17 protein-coding genes are annotated in these 19,730 nt (G+C 46.0%); 9 read left to right on the top strand and 8 right to left on the bottom strand.

Annotated elements, in window-relative coordinates; translation table 11 throughout:
* Positions 1-1,924: right-handed parallel beta-helix repeat-containing protein (locus QUB14_RS18680; protein ID WP_333297273.1), on the top strand; the 1,924-nt coding region annotated here is incomplete at its 5' end.
* 170 nt (positions 1,925-2,094) lie between these two features.
* On the opposite strand, the gene QUB14_RS18675 is transcribed toward QUB14_RS18680, so the two are convergent.
* The 3 genes from QUB14_RS18675 to QUB14_RS18665 form a co-directional block, all read right to left on the bottom strand.
* Entirely contained in the window at positions 2,095-3,054 is a 960-nt protein-coding gene (locus QUB14_RS18675; RefSeq protein ID WP_333218550.1) for a DUF6282 family protein, read from the bottom strand.
* 64 nt (positions 3,055-3,118) lie between these two features.
* Entirely contained in the window at positions 3,119-4,024 is a 906-nt protein-coding gene (locus tag QUB14_RS18670; RefSeq protein ID WP_333218549.1) for an alpha/beta hydrolase, read from the bottom strand.
* 18 nt (positions 4,025-4,042) lie between these two features.
* The gene (locus QUB14_RS18665) at positions 4,043-4,489 is read right to left on the bottom strand and encodes a SufE family protein (protein ID WP_333218548.1); all 447 of its coding nucleotides are present in this window, start codon (positions 4,487-4,489) and stop codon (positions 4,043-4,045) included.
* A 196-nt stretch (positions 4,490-4,685) separates the two neighbouring features.
* Between QUB14_RS18665 and QUB14_RS18660 the strand changes: the two genes are divergently transcribed.
* From QUB14_RS18660 to QUB14_RS18650, 3 genes are all read left to right on the top strand, one after another.
* Complete coding sequence (locus tag QUB14_RS18660; RefSeq protein WP_333218547.1) at positions 4,686-5,684, top strand: iron ABC transporter permease; 999 nt, start codon at positions 4,686-4,688, stop codon at positions 5,682-5,684.
* A gap of 83 nt (positions 5,685-5,767) precedes the next feature.
* Positions 5,768-6,553, top strand: coding sequence for an ABC transporter ATP-binding protein (locus QUB14_RS18655; RefSeq protein WP_333218546.1), 786 nt, complete (start codon positions 5,768-5,770; stop codon positions 6,551-6,553).
* Positions 6,554-6,975: 422 nt separating this feature from the next.
* Complete coding sequence (locus QUB14_RS18650) at positions 6,976-7,881, top strand: ABC transporter substrate-binding protein (RefSeq protein ID WP_333218545.1); 906 nt, start codon at positions 6,976-6,978, stop codon at positions 7,879-7,881.
* A gap of 152 nt (positions 7,882-8,033) precedes the next feature.
* Here the strand turns inward: QUB14_RS18650 and QUB14_RS18645 are convergent, their stop codons facing one another.
* Positions 8,034-8,399, bottom strand: coding sequence for a hypothetical protein (locus QUB14_RS18645; protein ID WP_333218544.1), 366 nt, complete (start codon positions 8,397-8,399; stop codon positions 8,034-8,036).
* A 324-nt stretch (positions 8,400-8,723) separates the two neighbouring features.
* Between QUB14_RS18645 and QUB14_RS18640 the strand changes: the two genes are divergently transcribed.
* The 5 genes from QUB14_RS18640 (at position 8,724) to QUB14_RS18620 (ending at position 15,529) form a co-directional block, all read left to right on the top strand.
* Positions 8,724-9,455 carry a response regulator gene (locus tag QUB14_RS18640; RefSeq protein ID WP_333218543.1) on the top strand — a complete coding sequence of 244 codons (732 nt, stop codon included), beginning with the start codon at positions 8,724-8,726 and terminating at the stop codon, positions 9,453-9,455.
* A gap of 6 nt (positions 9,456-9,461) precedes the next feature.
* A complete protein-coding gene (locus QUB14_RS18635) occupies positions 9,462-10,061 on the top strand; it encodes an adenylate/guanylate cyclase domain-containing protein (protein ID WP_333218542.1) in 600 nt (199 codons plus the stop codon).
* A gap of 186 nt (positions 10,062-10,247) precedes the next feature.
* Entirely contained in the window at positions 10,248-11,183 is a 936-nt protein-coding gene (locus tag QUB14_RS18630; RefSeq protein WP_333218541.1) for a fused MFS/spermidine synthase, read from the top strand.
* 236 nt (positions 11,184-11,419) lie between these two features.
* Positions 11,420-15,145, top strand: coding sequence for a HEAT repeat domain-containing protein (locus tag QUB14_RS18625; RefSeq protein WP_333297270.1), 3,726 nt, complete (start codon positions 11,420-11,422; stop codon positions 15,143-15,145).
* A gap of 162 nt (positions 15,146-15,307) precedes the next feature.
* A complete protein-coding gene (locus QUB14_RS18620; RefSeq protein ID WP_333218538.1) occupies positions 15,308-15,529 on the top strand; it encodes a HEAT repeat domain-containing protein in 222 nt (73 codons plus the stop codon).
* Positions 15,530-15,605: 76 nt separating this feature from the next.
* Here QUB14_RS18620 and ccmS read toward each other — a convergent pair whose 3' ends face one another.
* From ccmS to QUB14_RS18600, 4 genes are all read right to left on the bottom strand, one after another.
* Positions 15,606-16,040 (bottom strand): beta-carboxysome assembly chaperone CcmS, encoded by a 435-nt coding sequence (gene ccmS / locus QUB14_RS18615; RefSeq protein WP_333218537.1) that lies wholly within the window; start codon positions 16,038-16,040, stop codon positions 15,606-15,608.
* Between the two features lie 162 nt (positions 16,041-16,202).
* Positions 16,203-17,999, bottom strand: a complete 1,797-nt coding sequence (locus QUB14_RS18610; RefSeq protein WP_333218536.1) for an ABC transporter ATP-binding protein — start codon at positions 17,997-17,999, stop codon at positions 16,203-16,205.
* 102 nt (positions 18,000-18,101) lie between these two features.
* Positions 18,102-18,872 (bottom strand): RtcB family protein, encoded by a 771-nt coding sequence (locus QUB14_RS18605; RefSeq protein ID WP_333218553.1) that lies wholly within the window; start codon positions 18,870-18,872, stop codon positions 18,102-18,104.
* Positions 18,873-18,927: 55 nt separating this feature from the next.
* Positions 18,928-19,704, bottom strand: coding sequence for an RtcB family protein (locus tag QUB14_RS18600; RefSeq protein WP_333218535.1), 777 nt, complete (start codon positions 19,702-19,704; stop codon positions 18,928-18,930).
* Between the last annotated feature and the right edge of the window lie 26 nt (positions 19,705-19,730).

The raw sequence follows: 19,730 nt of genomic DNA, 5'->3' as shown, positions 1-19,730 counted from the left end.
AACTCAAACCGAGACAGCAAACCAGAATCAAAATCAACTTCAATCTCAAATCTCCGAGTTAGAACAACAGTTAGAAAGTGTGCGTCAAAGTCGCTCTGAATTGGAATCTCAACTCAGTTCTCAAATCTCCCAATTGCAAAGTCAAACCGAGACAGCAAACCAGAATCAAACTCAACTTCAATCTCAAGTATCCGACTTAGAAGCTCAGCTAGATAGTGTGCGTCAAAGTCGCTCTGAATTAGAATCTCAGCTAGAAACTGCTAACACAGAACGCTCGCAACTTTCTTCTCAAATCTCGGAATTACAAAATCAAGCCGAGACAGCCCACCAGAATCAAACTCAACTTCAATCTCAAGTATCCGACTTAGAAGCTCAGCTAGATAGTGTGCGTCAAAGTCGCTCTGAATTAGAATCTCAGCTAGAAACTGCTAACACAGAACGCTCGCAACTTTCTTCTCAAATCTCGGAATTACAAAATCAAGCCGAGACAGCCCACCAGAATCAAAATCAACTTCAATCTCAAATCTCCGAGTTAGAACAACAGTTAGAAAGTGTGCGTCAAAGTCGCTCTGAATTGGAATCTCAACTCACTTCTCAAATATCGGAATTGCAAAGTCAAACCCAGACAGCCAACCAGAATCAAAATCAACTTCAATCTCAAATCTCCGAGTTAGACCAACAGTTAGAAAGTGTGCGTCAAAGTCGCTCTGAATTGGAAGCTCAGCTCACTTCTCAAATATCGGAATTGCAAAGTCAAACCGAGACAGCCAACCAGAATCAAAATCAACTTCAATATCAAGTAGCCGACTTAGAACAACAGTTAGAAAGTGTGCGTCAAAGTCGCTCTGAATTGGAATATCAGCTCACTGCTCAACTCTCGGAATTCCAAAGTCAAATCGAAACAGCTAATCAAAATCAAACTCAACTTCAATCTCAAATCTCCGAGTTAGAACACCAGTTAGAAAGTGTTCGCCAAACTCGCTCTGAATTGGAATCTCAGCTAGAAACTGCTAACAGAGAACGATCGCACCTTTATTCTCAACTCTCGGAGTTCCAAAATCAAATCGAGACAGCAAACCAGAATCAAGCTCAACTTCAATCTCAAGTATCCGAGTTAGAACACCAGCTAGAGACAGTTTATCAAGAACGCTTGCAGTTAACATCGCAACTTTCCGAAGCGGGCGATCGACAATCTGAGCATTTTGACTCGGAATCAGGGCAAATTGAAGCATCTACTTCTGAGCCCAAAGTTTTGAAGAGTCAAAACTTTGTTGTTTCTCAGCAGGGTCAAGGCGATTATACTACTATTAGCGAAGCGCTGAAAAATGCAGCACCGGGCACGCGCATTGACGTGCATCCAGGCGTTTATCGTGAAAGTCTAATTCTCGACAAATCGGTAGAAATTATCGGCAGCGGAGAGGTCGATCGCATTGTTGTTGAAAGTATCAGCTCAAACTGCATTAAAATGGTAAGTGACAGTGCTTTAGTGCGCGGTTTAACGCTGAACGCGACTGGGAAATATTACGCTGTAGATATTCGCAAAGGCGAGTTAATCATAGAAGACAGCGATATCACTTCTGCGGACTATTCTGTGGTGGGAATTTGCGGCCCCGATGCAAATTCTACCCTCCGCCGCAGTCAAATTCATGATGGGGTATGGAACGGAATTTTTATATCGGATGATGGGAAAGCAACGGTGGAAGATTGCAGTGTTTTTGACAACGGCAGTTTGGGAATAGGTGTCGGATTGGGAGGAAAATTGATCGTGCGCCGGTGTCGGATTAATGGTAATGAAGGTGCGGCGATCGGCGTTTACAGAGATAGCATTGCTACCGTGGAAGATTGCGATTTAACGGGCAATGCTGGGGGTGCTTGGCGCATTGCAGATAACGGATACCTGCGCGGCAAAGGCAATCAAGAATAGAAGAAGGAAGAAGGAAGAGGGAAGAGGGAAGAAGGAAGAGGGAAGAAAGAAGAAGGAAGAGGGAAGAAAGAAGAGGGAAGAGGGAAGAAGGAAGAAGGAAGAGAAAAGAGCAAAGAGAATTCCCAATCCCCGATTCCCAATCCCCGATTCCCAATCCCCAATTACCAATTTTAAATGCCTAACAAGCGAGCTGGATTGTGTTTCGTCATTAAATCAATTTCGTGCGGAGAAATGCCTTCATTTATCAATTTTTCCACAAATAATTTGTAACCTTCCGCCGGCAAAGGATCGGGTTTTCTTCCCAAATCGGTACTCATAACAAAATGCTCGGCTCCGATTAGTTTAATCGCTGCTGCCATCTTAGTAATAGAAACTTGATGCCAGTTTTTGTGTGCCTCATCAGCGGCATTTTCTCCCATCAAATCGTTCACAAATGCGAGTTCTAAGAAAGCTCCGGCTGCGGCGGCTGCTTGCATATTTTCTAGAGACAAGCCTGGTACATCCGCCATTGCGTGGGTAATCAGGATGTTTTTAATGTTGAGCAGGTTGGCTTCACCGACAACTGCCATCACCTCTTCTGAGGAAATATGACCGGTTTCCAATATCAAATTCTCTTTGGCTACCATCTTCAACACCGCTGCTGTTTCCGGTAAAACCTTGCCATTTTCCGCAACTTTAATCCCAATTCCCGACTTGTGAAAAACCTGCAAGTGATGCTCAGCATCAACCGTTGGCAGCCACACTACTTTACCGTATTTGCCGCCGATGCGGTGCATTGCGCCTACAGCCTCGGGATTAATTCCCCCTACCGAATGATTGAGAACAACTCCCCCGAAAACTTCGATTTCTGGTACTATTGTATTAACCAAAACTGCCCGCGCTGCTGTGCTGGCATAATGATTTTTCAATACCACAGCTTTCATCTTCGCCCTAGCAGCTAATTTCGCTACTTCAAAATCATCCAACCTGCGGGGAATCACATCAGGAGAAGAATGAATGTGAAAGTCGATCGCACCTTCGATCGTACTCTTTGGCAAATTGACCATCGGCGAATCTCCGACAGCATAAACTGGCAGACAAAACCAATAGCAAACCATCCAAACTAACGTAAAAAAACAGCTTGCATTCATCCCCTCTTCTCTTCTCCCATCTGCCTTCTCTGCGCCCTCTGGGGTTCATTCTCTTTTAATTCTCTCAAATAAAAGATTTAACCGCATTTGCTAAAGCTTCTGCATTCTCTTCGTGCATACCCAAAGAACCAGGAATAACTCGCGATTCAACACCCGGTAATTCCGTTAATGCTTCCATTTCAGCCTTTGATTTGGGCGGCGCATTCTCAGCAATTACAACCATCACCGGCACTGCTAATTGTTGAAATTTATCGGTAAATTCCGATCGCACTTTTGCCGTATCTAAACCACCCGTCACAAAGGCAGCGGGACCGTAGCGAGCACCGGGTTTTTGCGTAATTTTCCACTTATTTTGGATGAAATCGGGCGTGACTTTAGCTGCATCCACATAGACGTGGCGGCGGTACATGAGACTGAGGAATGACGGTGCAGTGTTGAGTTTGTATAGGAATTGTCCCAGTAAGGGCGATCGTACTAATTCTCTCACGATTCCATGCCAACCGCTTTGCTGTTTGCTCATCGTCGGCAAAGGCCCCCGCCAAGTCGGCGCAGCTAACACAATCTTTGACAAAACATTGGGCTGTGATTGCGCTAATTGCATCACATAACCCGCAGCATGACCTGCTGCAACTACAGCAACCGGACTATTCAAAATTGCCTCAACAAAATCCTTGAGAAATTGATGGTATAATTGCGGTTGATAGTCGGTTCGCGGGCGATCCGATTCGCCAAAACCCGGCCAATCTAAGCTCACAACTTGAAATTGAGGAGCTAATAATTCTGCTAACGGACGCATTTCTTCTCGCGTCGAAACCGTACTGAAAGCAGGCAGCAGCAATACTGGATTGCCCTGTCCTCTGGTTTCGTAAATAACTTTAATTTGCGTTTCTTTCCAATTCCACAGATATTCTTGAACTGCGGCGGGATAGTTGCCAGAATTTGATTTTGTTAAATCTGTAGTTTGAGTCATGGCTGTTGAGTCTTTTTTTTAATTTGTTTCAGCTTGCTTGCTCAATTCACAAGCAAGGGCCTTATTTTTCATCATTTGAAAGATGTTGTAAAATCCGTTAGCGCGGGAAGGTGTCAGACTCACGTTCAAGCCCGTGTCTTGAATAAAATCTGGGGTAATGGTAACAATTTCAGCAGGCGTTAATCCGCTCAAACCTTCCACCAGCAAGCCAACTAATCCTTTGACTAACTGAGCGTCTGAATCGCCTTGATACAAAACTTTTCCGTCTGCCAAATTTGCAGTAACATAAACTTGCGACGCGCAGCCAGAAACTTTGTTTTCCGGCAGTTTGTCGCTTTCGGGAAATGCTGGGAGTCTTTTGGCATACCACAGCAGTTGTTCGTAGCGCTGTTTGGGATCGGAATGTCGCTGAAAGCGCTGAACGATTTTAGCTAGGGCAGCAGGTAGCGCGGTATTTGCGGACATGATTCACTCATCGCGGTTTACTTCGTTAATATTATACATTTAATTTTGCCGACGGGTGCGATCGCCTGCTCATCTGCTCCCACTGAAGCCCTCTTCAGGGGAATGGGTTATTGTTATTGTAGTTAACGAGTTCGAGCGTTCAAAACAGAGGAAATATGGGATTTAGTGCTGTTAAGGAAGATTGTGGTGTAATGTAGTGACTCTGCAAAAAATCTGGCTAAAATATCGAGTTTTTCAGGCAGTTGTGTTCTTAGGATTGGGTTTGCTATTAACCATCGCCCTTTCGCTTTCTTTTGGCGCGGTGCCGATGAGTGCCGATCAATTGTGGCAAGCATTTCTGCACCGAGGTGATGCTGTCAATCAGACTATTTTCTGGGAATTGCGCTTGCCCAGAGTGGCCGCAGCGCTGACGGTTGGTGCAGCTTTAGGAATGTCGGGAGCTTTGCTGCAAGGGTTACTCCGCAACGGTTTAGCCGATCCTTTTGTATTAGGAATTTCTGCTGGTGCGGGGTTGGTTGCGATTACCATGCTGACTTTGGGAATATTTCAAACTTGGGTGCCTTTGGCAGCTTGGATAGGTGCTATTTTAACTTCGATGCTGGTCTACTTTTTGGGAAAAACTAAAACGGGGATTTCTGTTGAACGTTTGGTTTTAGCTGGTGTGGCTGTGAGTTCTCTGTTTGGGGCAATACAAACTACACTGCTGCTGTTAGCTGAAGACAGCCGTTTGCAAGCTGCTTTGAATTGGTTGATCGGTAGTTTGAACGGTCGCGGTTGGTCGGATTTGCAGGTAGCGGCACCTTATATTTTGGCTGCTTTGCTGTTAGGATGTTTTTTGGGTCGATCGATAAATTTGCTGGCTTTGGGCGACGATTTAGCTGTTGGTTTGGGGGCTTCGCTGGTGCGATCGCGCTTGTTGATTGGGGGTGTTGCTACTTTGCTAGCTGCGAGTGCTGTCAGCATCGGCGGATTGATTGGTTTTGTGGGATTGGTTGTGCCTCACGGGGTGCGTTTGTTGGTTGGTAATGATTATCGGTTTGTGTTGCCGCTAAGTGCGATAGGCGGTGCTTGGGTGTTGACTTTTGCTGATTTTTTGGCTCGTTTAGGTGCAGTAGAATTGCCTGTGGGTACGGTTACGGCTTTGTTGGGTTCTCCGCTGTTTGTCTGGCTGCTTTATCGGCGTTCTAGTCAGTAGTCATTAGTCATTAGTTATTAGTAACCAATGCCCCATGCCCCATGCCCCATGGCCCATACCCAATTACCAATTACCAAAATATAATGTCTTTAGAAATTCAAAATTTAACTGGTGGTTACGGCGAAGTTGCGATCGCCCACAACATCACTTTATCTTTGCAACCTGGTGAGTGGTTGAGTCTCATCGGTGCCAACGGTTCTGGTAAGTCTACTTTGTTGAAGTTAGTTAGCCGCATCCTAACTCCGCAGCAAGGAAGTGTGTTGCTTGATGGCAAAGCAATTCATACTGAACCTGCTGCAATTGTTGCTCAAAAATTAGCGATTTTGCCGCAGCAGCAAACAGTACCCGAAGGTTTGACGGTAAGGCAATTAGTTAGCTTGGGGCGTTCTCCTCATCAGGGTTGGTGGCAGTGGGAATTGAGCAAGGAAGATGCAGAGAAGGTGGAAGTTGCTATCAGTCAAACTGGGATTGAGGAATTTCGCGATCGCCCCGTCGAACAACTCTCAGGAGGCGAACGCCAGCGCGCTTTCCTCGCCTTAGCGTTGGCTCAAAACCCGCAAGTTTTGCTGTTAGATGAACCTACGACTTATTTAGATATTTGCTATCAGTTGCAATTGTTAGATTTGCTTAATAAACTAAATATAGAACACAAATTGACGATTATTACGGTGCTGCATGAAATTAATTTAGCTGCTAGGTACAGTTCGCGGATTGCTATGTTAAATAAAGGGGAACTTTTTTGTGTAGGAACTCCCGCACAAGTTTTAAATCCTGATAATCTAGCTCAGATTTTTGGCGTAGAAGCTATAATTTTAGAAACTTCTGTAGGCTTGCAAATTTGTGCGATCGCTCCCACTATTCACACTTAATATTTTTATGATAAGTATAAGCTTCCCCTCGCACTAAGTTCCCAATTTTTGCATAATTATTTCTATTAACTTATTCCCACAATCCCCTGTTCTATCTGAGTGCCACAGGCTTTAAACTATTGCCTAGTATTGATTCCCAAGGGTCGAATAAAAGTTAAGAGATACTTAAAAAATCCGCATTCAGGCAATAAGTGCGGTTTTTTATACAAAATCTACCGTAAACTATTGATATTTAAATCATTAAGCGCTAAAGTGCGATCGAACTTCCCGTCATATCGTTTCCGGTTGCATCGGTATTGTTCAAATATCCAAACAGTCAACCGTCAACAGTCAACCGTCAACAATCATTTCTGAGTGCGATCGAACTTCCCGTCAATTCAGTCTCAACCTGGTTTAAACTCGCTGTAACTCCCGCCTAAACTATGTACAAAACTTTTTTTTATCGTACCGCTATCCTGTTGCTGAGTTTAGCATTTACTGCTTGCTCCGCCGCCACTTCACCCCAAATTCAGCAATCAACTCCTGCTGGTTCGCCAGCCAATCAACCACAAACAACTAACAGCGAATCAGCACAAAAAGTTGTAGCTTTAACACCTTTAACCGCCGATATTATCCATCAACTCGACCCAAGCAAACTTGTAGGAATTCCCGGCAGCGCATTAGTCAGCAGCAACCCCAAATTTACAGGGATTACCGCAGTCACTGCCGAACGCACCCCTCCTAATTTGGAAAAAATCATCGCATTGAAACCGGATTTGGTCGTAGGTGCGTCGGGATTTCATGACCAAACAATGCAAAAATTGCAGCAGCTTGGAATTAAAACTTTACTCACTCAAGTTGATAGCTGGAAATCCCTAGAAGAGTTAACACAAACTTTAGCTAAATCCCTCAATACAAATCCAGAACCTCTGTTAAAACGCTACCAAACATTTTTAGCAGACATCCCGAATCAAAGCCCCGCCACTTTAGTTTTGGTAAGCAGACAACCGATTTTCTCGCCCAATCAAAGCAGTTGGGCTGGAGATTTGCTGGGCAAGTTTAAGGTGAAAAATGTCGCAGCCCAATTGCAAGGAGATAGCCCCGTTCGAGGCTACGTGACGCTTTCAGCGGAAAAGGTTTTAGAGGCTAATCCCGAAGTAATCATTATAGTCGATCGGGGAGAAGGAATTTTAGACCAATTTAAATCTGATTCATTTTGGAATAAACTAACAGCCACAAAAAATAATCGAGTTTACGTTTTTGACTACTACGGATTGGTCAACCCAGGTAGTATCGAAAAAATTGAGCAAGCAACTGCTCAACTTAAACAAGTTCTCGCTAAAAAGTAGAGACCCGATTTATAGAGATAAAAAATCTCTAGAAATCCTGCAACAAATTGACTACAATTTCTCTAAATGTGAGAAAGCTAAAGGCACTCAAAAGCGCGCAGCGATCGGAAACCGGGTTTTTGAGCCTGACTCCCAATGCTGTCGGCTCGCCCTCAAGAAGCTAGATCCAGAGGCGGCAAACCGCGCAACTGCCGCAGCGAGTTGATACACATCTGACAGTCGCAGCCAAACAGCGCCGCCGCCGCATCACTTTCTTCTTCCGTAAAATCCAGCATTGCCACCTGCTGATCATCGGGCCGCTGCCAACTGATTTTTACTTTAGAATTAGCAGCAGCAGCCTTGGCGGGGAGGCGCACGCAAGTCAGACGCTGAGTGTGGGGCGATCGCACACACTTGGGCGAATCAGCCGATTGGCCTAGTGTTTCGGTAATTGGAGCGGGATTTGCGATCGCGCTCAAAGACATCAGAGATCCAAACAGCGTCGGACTTACAAGTAAAGTGAGGAGCAATCTATTCATTTGTCGTCCTTAAGAACTTCAACGTATACAGTAGCCGATTATCTGTTGAAATTCAACAAGGTTTTCGTCCGATATCAGTACGATTTGCCGTTATTAAGGCTTAAAAGCCGAATATTTGCCGCCCAAACCTTCAACAATTATCCGCCTATTGGCAACCCGCATTTTCTGATAAGTATCACCTTTCCTCCCACTTTAAGAATTGTTGCAATTTGAGTAAATTTAGCTCGCCAGTGATAGCAAATTCATCCTATTCTGGTAAACTAATTTCAGCAAGGACAACTCGAAGCAGCGAACAAGTTTACCTCAAAAACCAGGTGGGGAGTGATGAGAACAGTTTTAGTGGTGGAAGATTCCTGCAGCCAGCGGGAGTGCATTTCACATCAGTTGAGATGCAGCGGATTGAATGTAATTCAAGCATCTGACGGTGTGGAAGCGCTGGCTAAAGTTGAGAAAAATTGCCCTGATTTAGTATTATTAGATGTTATAATGCCCCGTCTGGACGGCTACGGGGTTTGTCGTTTAATTAAAGCTAATCCCGAAACTCGGAACATACCGGTGGTATTTTTAACAGGCAAGGGACAGCAGTTAGCTTTATTTTCGAGGTTCCAGGGCGATCGCGCCGAGGCTTATGTTAGCAAACCTTGGCAGCCGAGGGAACTTTTGGCAACTATCAAAAAAGTTTTGCTCAATGCCAATATTAAGTTCGATCGAGCTTCAGCGGACGCTTGGACAGAATACGGAATTTTAAACTTAAGTACAGTCGAACTGTATCAAAGCCATGCCGATGCTTGGACCAAATACAGCTCCCAAATTATTAAATTGTACGATTCCAGCTTAGCAGCTTTCGAGCAAGCTTTGGCAATTGAACCGAGTCACTCGAATGCAAACAAGTATCGCAACCGAGTCCAGACAATCCGGGCAATCTTGATGAAAAAATTAGAGCAAACTAAACCTTGCAAAGTGTGCGATTATTATTACGGTAAGGATGGCATCAATTGTGCGGTGCATCCGGTTGGCCGCCCTCAAGAACAGTGTCGCGATTGGGAACTTAATTAAACTAAAATGAAAACAAATAACCGCGCTAACTTGGAAAAGTTGCTGCAAGAAAGAAACGAACATCCCGAAAGAATGGCTGAAATTGATGAAAAAATTAATGCCACTTTCCGCAAAAATTACGCAATTTTAGTAATGGATATGTCGGGATTTTCGCGCACGACAGTCCGCTACGGAATTATTCATTTTTTGGCAATGATTCACCGGATGCACGGAATTGTCAAACCGATAATTTCCGAATACGGTGGCACTGTAGTTAAGGAGGAAGCAGACAATATTTTTGCAGTTTTTGCTGATGTAAAATCAGCGGTGGAAGCTGCGATCGACTCTTTGAAACAAACGGCCGCTGTCAACACGACACTGCCGCCGGAGATGGATATTTACCTCTGCATTGGTATTGGCTGTGGCGATGTTTTGATGCTGGAAGGAGAGGATATGTACGGATCGGAATTTAATCTGGCATCCAAGCTAGGAGAGGATTTGGCGGAACGCGGAGAGATTTTGCTTACCTCAGCAGCCTTTGAAAAGTTAGAAGGTGACAAGCAAGATTGGGAAAAAGTGGAACTTTCGGTTTCAGGTTTGGAGTTGGTGGCGTACAAGCGGCTGTAATCGCCTGAATTTCTGTTGTGTTCTCCTTTTTTGCCCTGCTGGAAAATGAGAACATGACTTGCGCCAGCCTTCACTAGAAACCCGGTTTCTTCGCAGATATCGGGCGACTCAGCCATTTTGAGATAAACCAGGTTAATGAAGCTATATTCTTAGAGAATATCGAGTTTAAATAAAATTTAAAATCAGATGATTGAGGAACACAAAACTTGGCAATCTATTAATTTATCCGCTATTGGACAGCGGCTGGCTTGGTTGCAGCAACAGCCAGACAAAGTTATTTTTTGCAAAGAGTCTGGTGTTCACTATGTTGCAGTCACAAAAGAGCGATCGCACATTAAGCTATCTTTAGTAGAAAAAGTCAATCAGCACACAGATTTACTGCAATCTGTTTTCGATTTCAACAATCCTTTACATCTAGTGTCTGAATATACTCAGGCGATGATGTTGGGTTTAGTGTGGCAAAGCCAACCTCAAAGAATCTACATGGCTGGATTTGGTGGCGGCAGAGTTCCCTTAGTTTTGCACCACTATTTGCCGCACACTGTTATAGAATGTGCGGAGGTCGATCCGATCGCGATCGAAGCAGCTAAAAAGTGTTTTGGGGTGAAATTCGACGATCGGCTAACTGTAACTATTCAAGACGGCAGAGAGTATTTAGAGCAGCAAAAATCAGATACTCAGTACGATATCATTATGATCGACGTAGCTTTTGGCAACGGCTACTTTCCGCACCGCCTATCCACCAAAGAATTTTATCAAATCTGCGAAAAACACTTGTCAAGCGAGGGAGTGGTGCTAGCAAATCTGCTGCACAGAGATGAGTTTTATGCCGAAAAAATCACAACTTTTCAAAGTGTGTTTTCTCAGGTGTGCGTGTGTGTTTGCCAGGAAAGTAATAGCATTTTGATTGGTAGCAACAGCCAGATTTTGGAGAAAGATGAGATTGTTGCTAAGGCAAAATATTTGCAAGATAGCCATCAATTTTCCTTTCCATTAACAGACAGGGCGCTTGAGGTAAAAGTAGGTAGAGAATTGGCGGAGGCTGTACCTACTTTAGACAAAGCTCAAATTTTTCATGACGATTCGCCGCCCGCTGGTTATTTTGATTGCTGGTTATTCTGATATTGATAATAATATCTCGCTTTTATCGAAGTTTCGATCCCCCTCGTATCCCCCTTAATAAGGGGGACTTTGAATGAATGCTCTTGTCCCCCCCTTGTGTTTTGGGGGGTTAGGGGGGAGCGAGATGATGGTTACTCACACAGAATATTGATGCTACTTTTTCCCGGAATTTTCAGCGCCGATCGCCGATAGAGAAAAAATCTATAATAAATCCATATTCTAAAATCTATAATCAAATGGCGACACCAGTTGATTTTCCTAAATATCTGCAATCCCTGGTTGAGTCTTATAAAAAACAACAGCATCTCTACACGCTGACGGATTTACAGGTGGAGGTGCGCGTGGAAAAGCCACCGGAGGATTCATCGGAACGTCCATCCCCAGAAAATAAATCAGAAACGAAAATCGAGCGGCTGGAAGTGCTCGCGGGAATCCGCAAGTACGTGCAGCAGGGAAATGTGCTGCTAGTGGGCAAGCCAGGTTCGGGAAAATCGACGGTTTTGCAGCGTTTTCGGTGGGAATTGGCACTAGAAGCGCTCAATGAGGGCGATCGACCGATTCCGGTGTTGGTGCAGTTGAGGAGCGATCGCTCGATTTTAGAAGCAATCCGTGCCGAATTTCGACAGGCAAAGCTGAAAGTTAGCGAGGAAGAGGTGGATGATTTGCTGCTGGATGGCAGGTTGCTGCTGTTGCTGGATGGCGTGAATGAGATGCCATCGCAACAACGGCGACAGGAATTGCAGCTATTTCGCGACGAAAATTCCGATACGCCGATGATTTTCACGACGCGGGATTTGGCGCTGGGCGGATCTTTGGGCATTGAGAAAAAGCTGGAGATGTGCGGGCTGACGCAACTGCAGATGCGGGAGTTTGTGCACAAGCATTTGCCGCAACATGGGGATTCGCTGCTGCGACAATTGGGCGATCGCCTGCGAGAGATTGCCGAAACGCCGTTACTACTGGAAATGATGTGTAAGGTGTTTAAAAATAGCGGGAAAATTCCCCAGAGTAAGGGCGAGTTGTTTCAGGAGTTCGATCGCCAGTATGACGAGTTTAAGCGCGGTGCGTTGGTTTCGGATGATTTTCGGCGCTTCAAGTCGGAGGTTTTGCAGCAGTTGGCTTTTGTGATGTTGCAGGGTGACTCGCAGCGCCCCACCGATGGTTGGGTGGCGATTTCTCGCGATCGGGCTGAGGAGATTTTGGAGTGCTGGTTGCGCGATCGGGGGGTACTGGATGCGCCAACGAAGGCGAAGGAATGGCTAGAGGATTTGCTGGAGCACCATCTGTTGCAGGTGGCGGCAAAGCCGGAGGAAATTGAGTTTCATCACCAATTATTTCAGGAGTATTATGCAGGGCGGGCATTGCTGAAACTGTTGGTTGAAAGGCATATTGATGCGATGGATGATCAACGGTTGCAGCATTTCTATTTAAATTATTTTAAATGGACGGAGCCTCTGGCGTTCATGCTGTCGTTGTTGCGGGATAAGGTGCAGGCGGTGCGGGTGGTGCGGCTGGCTTTGGAGGTGGATTTGATGTTGGGGGCGCGGCTGGCGGGGGAGGTGCAGCGGGAGTTTCAGCAGCGCACGGTTGGGTTGGTGGATGGGTTGGATGTGCCGAGGTGGTTAAAGGTTGAGCTTTTGGGGGAAGCGCGATCGGATGAGGCGATTCTGGGATTACTTAAACTCGTTAAATATTCAGAGTCTGATGTGCGTAGGAGCGCGGCATCTGCCTTAGGCAAAATCGGTAACGAAAAGGCGATTCCGGGATTACTTAAACTCGTTGAAGATTCAGAGTCTGATGTGCGTAAGAGCGCGGCAGATGCCTTAAACAATATCGGTGACGAAAAGGCGATTCTGGGATTACTTAAACTCGTTAAATATTCAGAGTCTGATGTGCGTAGGAGCGCGGCATCTGCCTTAGGCAAAATCGGTAACGAAAAGGCGATTCCGGGATTACTTAAACTCGTTGAAGATTCAGAGTCTGATGTGCGTAAGAGCGCGGCAGATGCCTTAGGCAATATCGGTGACGAAAAGGCGATTCCGGGATTACTTAAACTCGTTGAAGATTCAGAGTCTGATGTGCGTAGGAGCGCGGCAAAGGAATTAGGCAAAATCGGTAACAAAAAGGCGATTCCGGGATTACTTAAACTCGTTGAAGATTCAGAGTCTGATGTGCGTAGGAGCGCGGCAAAGGAATTAGGCAATATCGGTGACGAAAAGGCGATTCCGGGATTACTTAAACTCGTTGAAGATTCAGAGTCTTTTGTGCGTACAATGGCGGCAGATGCCTTAGGAAAAATCGGTGACGAAAAGGCGATTCCGGGATTACTTAAACTCGTTGAAGATTCAAAGTCTTATGTGCGTTGGGGCGCGGCAGATGCCTTAGGCAAAATCGGTGACGAAAAGGCGATTCCGGGATTACTTAAACTCGTTAAATATTCAGAGTCTGATGTGCGTAGGAGCGCGGCAGATGCCTTAGGCAATATCGGTAACAAAAAGGCGATTCCGGGATTACTTAAACTCGTTGAAGATTCAGAGTCTGATGTGCGTAGGAGCGCGGCATCTGCCTTAGGCAAAATCGGTGACGAAAAGGCGATTCCGGGATTACTTAAACTCGTTGAAGATTCAGAGTCTGATGTGCGTAGGAGCGCGGCAGATGTTTTAGGCAAAATCGGTAACAAAAAGGCGATTCCGGGATTACTTAAACTCGTTGAAGATTCAGAGTCTGATGTGCGTAGGAGCGCGGCAGATGCCTTAGGCAAAATCTGTGACGAAAAGGCGATTCCGGGATTACTTAAACTCGTTGAAGATTCAGAGTCTGATGTGCGTAGGAGCGCGGCAGATATTTTAGGCAAAATCGGTAACGAAAAGGCGATTCCGGGATTACTTAAACTCGTTGAAGATTCAGAGTCTGATGTGCGTAGGAGCGCGGCAGATGTTTTAGGCAAAATCGGTAACAAAAAGGCGATTCCGGGATTACTTAAACTCGTTGAAGATTCAGAGTCTGATGTGCGTAGGAGCGCGGCAGATGCCTTAGGCAAAATCTGTGACGAAAAGGCGATTCCGGGATTACTTAAACTCGTTGAAGATTCAGAGTCTGATGTGCGTAGGAGCGCGGCATCTGCCTTAGGCAAAATCTGTGACGAAAAGGCGATTCCGGGATTACTTAAACTCGTTGAAGATTCAGAGTCTTATGTGCGTGGTGGCGCGGCACATGCCTTAGGCCAAATCTGTGACGAAAAGGGGATTCCGGGATTACTTAAACTCGTTGAAGATTCAGACTATTTGGTGCGTTGGTTCGCGGTATATGCCTTAGGCAATATCGCTAAGCAGCACGCAGAGAAAGTCGCCCCCCATCTCCCCCACCTCCTTACCTTAATCCCCTCCGAATCCGGCAAAGAATTTCACCGCCTCATCCTCGTCATCCAAGCCGCCTGCAAATACTACAAATACGAGATTCGTCAGTTGTCCCTAGCACCGCACCCAGCCAAACCACCCCAACCAAACGAGATCCTTGCTAACATTGACGAAACCACTCAGCAAATCTACAAAACAACAAAAGAAATGTCTGATAAACCCACCCAAGACTTCTCCAATTCTACTTTCCACGCCCCTTTCAACTTCGGAGATAACCACGGCAATCAAGCCCAAAATATCACCATCGCCGCCCAGCAATCCTCCCCTGAAGCTGCGCTGAATGCAGTAGTGCAAATCATTCAGGCATTAGAAAAAAAGTATACCTATGTGCAAGACGAACAACAGGCACTCAATATTATTGATGCAGAATTTAAGGAAATCAAACAGCAAAAACCCATCGAGTGGCAAAACCTAATCAGCGTCAAACGGCTTTACAACGGTGGCAAAAAAGCAGCGGTAAAAGTTGGCGAACACTTCACCGAATCAAACCCCTGGGGCAAAGGACTTGTTGCCTTCATCGAAGGCGTATCCGAAGACGTGAACTAGCCATAGGAATTACGCACGGGAGGTCAGAAACCGGGTTTTTACCAAAATACTTCGTTGTTAGCCAGAGATTAAGTAAAAAACCCGGTTTCTTTGGCGGAGTGCGTAAGTCTTGCCAAAAGTTTGATACAAAAGTAAGCGCTATCCCAACCGGAGGCTAACAGCATGATTCAAAATCCCGCATACTATCAGATGGTGCTAGACACCTTGTGCACCGCCCTAGAGGATGCCCGCCCCGCTGTCAGGGCGAAAGCAGCAGAAGCACTGGAAAAAATAGGAGATGTCGCGATGGTCCCCATATTAGTTAAAGCCTTCAAAGACACCTCACCAGAAGTCCCTTCCAGCGTCATCCAAGCCCTCAAACAACTGATACTAAATGAGGCTTAAATACTCCTTTCTTTTCTTCGTCCCTCTCTGCTGGGACGAAAGTTTGTGCAGACGCGATTTCAAGCTCCGAGTAATCTTATCCTTTCATATATTCAGCCATCTGCTGTTCCAGCTTAGCCAACAATGTATCCACATCGGTTGCAGCTTCCTCAAAACAAACAGGAGGTTCAGGCTTAGGTTCAAAAAGAATCAACTTAATTTGACCTTCACCGATCGCCAAAATCGCCACTTCCTTCTCAGGCTTGTGAGCGTTCAACACACCTACAACTTCCTGAATATGACTTCTCACTTGACGGTTCAACTCCTCAACCGCCTCTTTCTTACAATACACAAAACGCGCAGTTTCTGCAATATCAATTGCCAAAATCTCCTCGCTTTCCTCTCCCCTTTCCAGAAATAGCCCCCAAGCCAAAGCAGCCAATTCATTTTGATTAGCTTTCACGAATTTATCTAATTTGCGACTCCAGCTATTTTCGTTGGGTTTGGACTCAGGGCTATCAAATAGAAACATTTTCTCTTCTTGTTTGTATAAACTAATATTTTACAGTCAGCAGTCAGTAGTCAGTTGGCAGTTGGCAGTTGGCAGTTGACTGTTGTCATTAGTTACCCATGCCCAACCCCCCATCCCCAATTCCCAATTAGCAATTCCCAATTACCCAAAACCGCTGCGTTTCTATCTTATACCAGATTGCACGCGCCAGAGCGCCGCATAAATTCCGTCCTGTTCGATCAGTTGTTCGTGCTGCCCCGATTCTACCACTAGCCCCTCTTCCATGACACAAATGCAATCGGCATTGCGGACAGTAGAAAGACGGTGGGCGATCGCAATTGTAGTGCGATTCTTGGTAATTCGTTCGAGCGATCGCTGAATGGCCGCCTCCGTCTCGTTATCCACCGCTGAAGTAGCTTCGTCAAGAATCAAAATCGGCGGATTCTTCAAAACAGCCCTCGCAATTGCAATTCGCTGCCGCTGTCCCCCCGACAATTTTTGACCGCGTTCCCCTACAATAGTCATGTAACCGTCCGGCAATTGCGCGATAAACTCGTGCGCTTCCGCAATTTTAGCAGCATTTACTATCTCTCGATTAGTTGCCTCAAAACTGCCGTAAGCAATATTTTCTGCCACCGTACCGTGAAACAAAAACACATCTTGACTCACCAATCCGATCGCTCTCCGCAAATCTTTTAAATTCAGGTTATTTAATTCTATCCCGTCGAGATAAATACTGCCGTACTGTACCTCGTACAGCCTCAAAATTAGTTTCACCAGCGTACTTTTCCCCGAACCAGTCGCCCCAACAATCGCAGTAGTTTTCCCCGCCTGCAGAGTCAGGGAAAAATACTGCAAAATCGGTTTTCTTTGATTGTAAGAAAAGGTAACATTTTTAAATTCCAGCTCACCTTTAATCGAACTAAGCGGCAGCCGAATATCACCCGTATGAATTGCGATCGGAGTATCCAACAAATCCATCACCCGATTAGTAGAAGCCATGGCGCGCTGGTATTGATCCAGAGTATTTCCCAGGCGAGTCAGCGGCCACAGCAACCGCTGGGTCATAAACACCAAAACGCTGTAAGTTCCCACAGACAACCGGCCCGCCACCACCTCCAAACCGCCCAGAAATAGCGTTGCAATAAACCCCAAGAAAATGACAACCCGAATCAGCGGAATAAAAGCAGCCGAAAGTACGATCGCCCGTCGGTTGCTTTGGCGGTAAGCTTGGCTTTGTGTTTCGATGCGCTGAATTTCATAATCTTCGGAAGTAAAACTTTTAATAGTAGTAATTCCCATCAAATTATTCGACAGTTGCCCGTTCAGAAAACTCACCTTTTCCCGCACATCAGCATAGAGAGGAGCGAGGCGATCTTGAAAAGCGAGCGAACCCCAAATAATAAAAGGTATCGGCAGCATTGACAGCCCAGCAACAAGAGGAGATGCAGCAAAAAAAGCCGCGCCAATCACACCAACCGTTGTCATTACCTGAATTACCTCATTAGCGCCGTCGTCCAAAAAACGTTCGAGTTGATTGATATCATCATTGAGAATAGAAATCAAACCGCCCGTACTGCGTTCTTCAAAATAAGCTAATTCTAATTCCTGCAAATGGCTGTAAGCTTCCAGACGCAAATCGTGTTCAATATCCTGAGCCAAATTGCGCCACAAATAATCATAGGCATATTCAAAAATAGATTCCAACGCCCAAACAACCGCGCTCAAAAAAGTGATAATTGCCAGTTGCCAAAAGACATCTTTTATGCCCCACTGAGCGAGTAGAGAATCTTGCTGTTTCACCACCACATCAACGGCAATACCGATTAATGCTGGCGGCGCTAAATCAAAGAATTTATTCAGCAGCGAACAGATACTTGCCAGCCAAGCTTTCAGGCGGTAGCGGCGCCCGTACTTCAGCAGCCGCTTTAGGGGATGGACAGGTTTTGATGGATTTGGTAATGCTAGAGAATCATTCATAGGGCATGAGGTATCGGAAATAGGGCCGAGAATTAAAAATTAGTAGGGCGATCGGCGCGCACCTTACCCTTGTTTAATTTTTAATTCTCAAATGCCCCGTTCCTAAGCTTTAAACGTTAACACTGGCTTCATTTTAGCGACTGCACCAACTATTTGCGCCTCAACCTGAACGTCAATTACTGGTTGAATTGGCTTGTAAGCGGCCGGTGCTTCTTCGATTCTGCGTTCTTCGCGCCAGGTAATGCAATCTACGCCCGTTAATCCCAAAGCGGAGTCAGTTTTGTCAGCACCTGCGCGACTCATATCGAAGCGCGATCGCGCCCTACCTGCACCGTGAGAAGCCGATCGCAAAAATCGATCGTTCCCCGAACCAACCAGCAAATAAGACGGCGCGCCCATCGAACCCGGTACAATTACAGGCTGACCGGAATGTGCGGGACAAGCGCCTTTGCGCGTTACCCAGCCGGCACCTTCAGCTAAAGTGATATTGTGAGGCAAATCGTATACTAAGGGAGCTTCCACATCGCCGAAAACTTGTCGCAAACGCCAGCGCAGAAGTTCTGCTAGCAGCAAACGGTTGATAAAACCGTAGTTAGCGGCGGTTGCTTCGGCTTGCAGGTAGCTGTTCACAAGTTCGGGATTTGCTGCCACAGACAGCGGGAAAAGCCGGGATTCAGGATGTTTCAGAGTTTTCGGCCAGGCCTCGCACGCTCGATCGCGCCACATTCCGCCGATGTATTTGCCGACATTCCGCGAACCCGAGTGAATCATGAAAGCGATTTGTCCCGATCGAACTCCCCAAGCATAAGCCGTAGCTCGATCGATAACTTCCTCAACCACTTGAATTTCGACAAAGTGATTGCCGCCACCGATGGTAGCTAACCCGCCATCCCTGACTAAGCCGTCAATCGATTTTAGATTTTAGATTTTAGATTTTAGATTGACCCCACGGATAAATGCGGGGGCTTGAGGATTTTCGATTTTCGATTTTGGATTGATTCCACGGGTAAATCCGGGGGCTTGTACCATCCAGAAATTCTTGGTCATTTGGGACTAATTCTTCGGGAGCCCATTTGACATCGCCATTCATGGAACCGCCGAGGAAAGTGCGATCGCACTCTGCGGCCAACTGCTCGAAATCCGAATTAGCCGCGCTGCCGGTTGCCTCGTCCAGCATACCATCCAGCCATCCGGGAATCCCGTGTTGGAACATCGCGCGAGCAGTTTTTGCAGTCATGCTGACATCGCGAGTACCGAAGAAATAATCGCCTTTGAGCAATTCTACAAATCGATCGCGCTGACTGAGGAATTGTTCGATCGACAAATCCGCAACGTGTAACCGCATCCCGCAGTTAATATCGGAACCGGTAGCCGCCGGAATCACCATTCCTGCTGTTTCTACGATCGAGCCGATCGCCACCCCCGCATCCCCCGGATGGAAGTCAGGAGTAGCGCAGGCGCGGCAAACGCAGCCGCCTTGAGGGTGTCGAACATTCGCCAAATTTGCTAACTGTTTGAGCGCCTTTGCTTCCACAGGAAAATCCTCTGGGAGCAAGACTTCCGCTGTTGGAGCATCGGCATTTTGCCAGTGTTCTTTCAAAGAACTATTGAGAGAAATGGAGTAAACTTTGTTGCTGTAACTAACATCAAGACCTTGCCGAGACAAAGCTCGCAAAAGCCTGTTCAAGTTTTTTGGCTGCTGCATAAATAGTCTGTTGCGGGTTGCATAGC

The organism is Microcoleus sp. B3-D2 (assembly GCF_036705345.1).
Classification (GTDB): Bacteria; Cyanobacteriota; Cyanobacteriia; order Cyanobacteriales; family Microcoleaceae; genus Microcoleus.
Note: the sequence above shows the minus strand (reverse complement) of the source record. Positions and strands in the feature narration are given on the sequence as shown.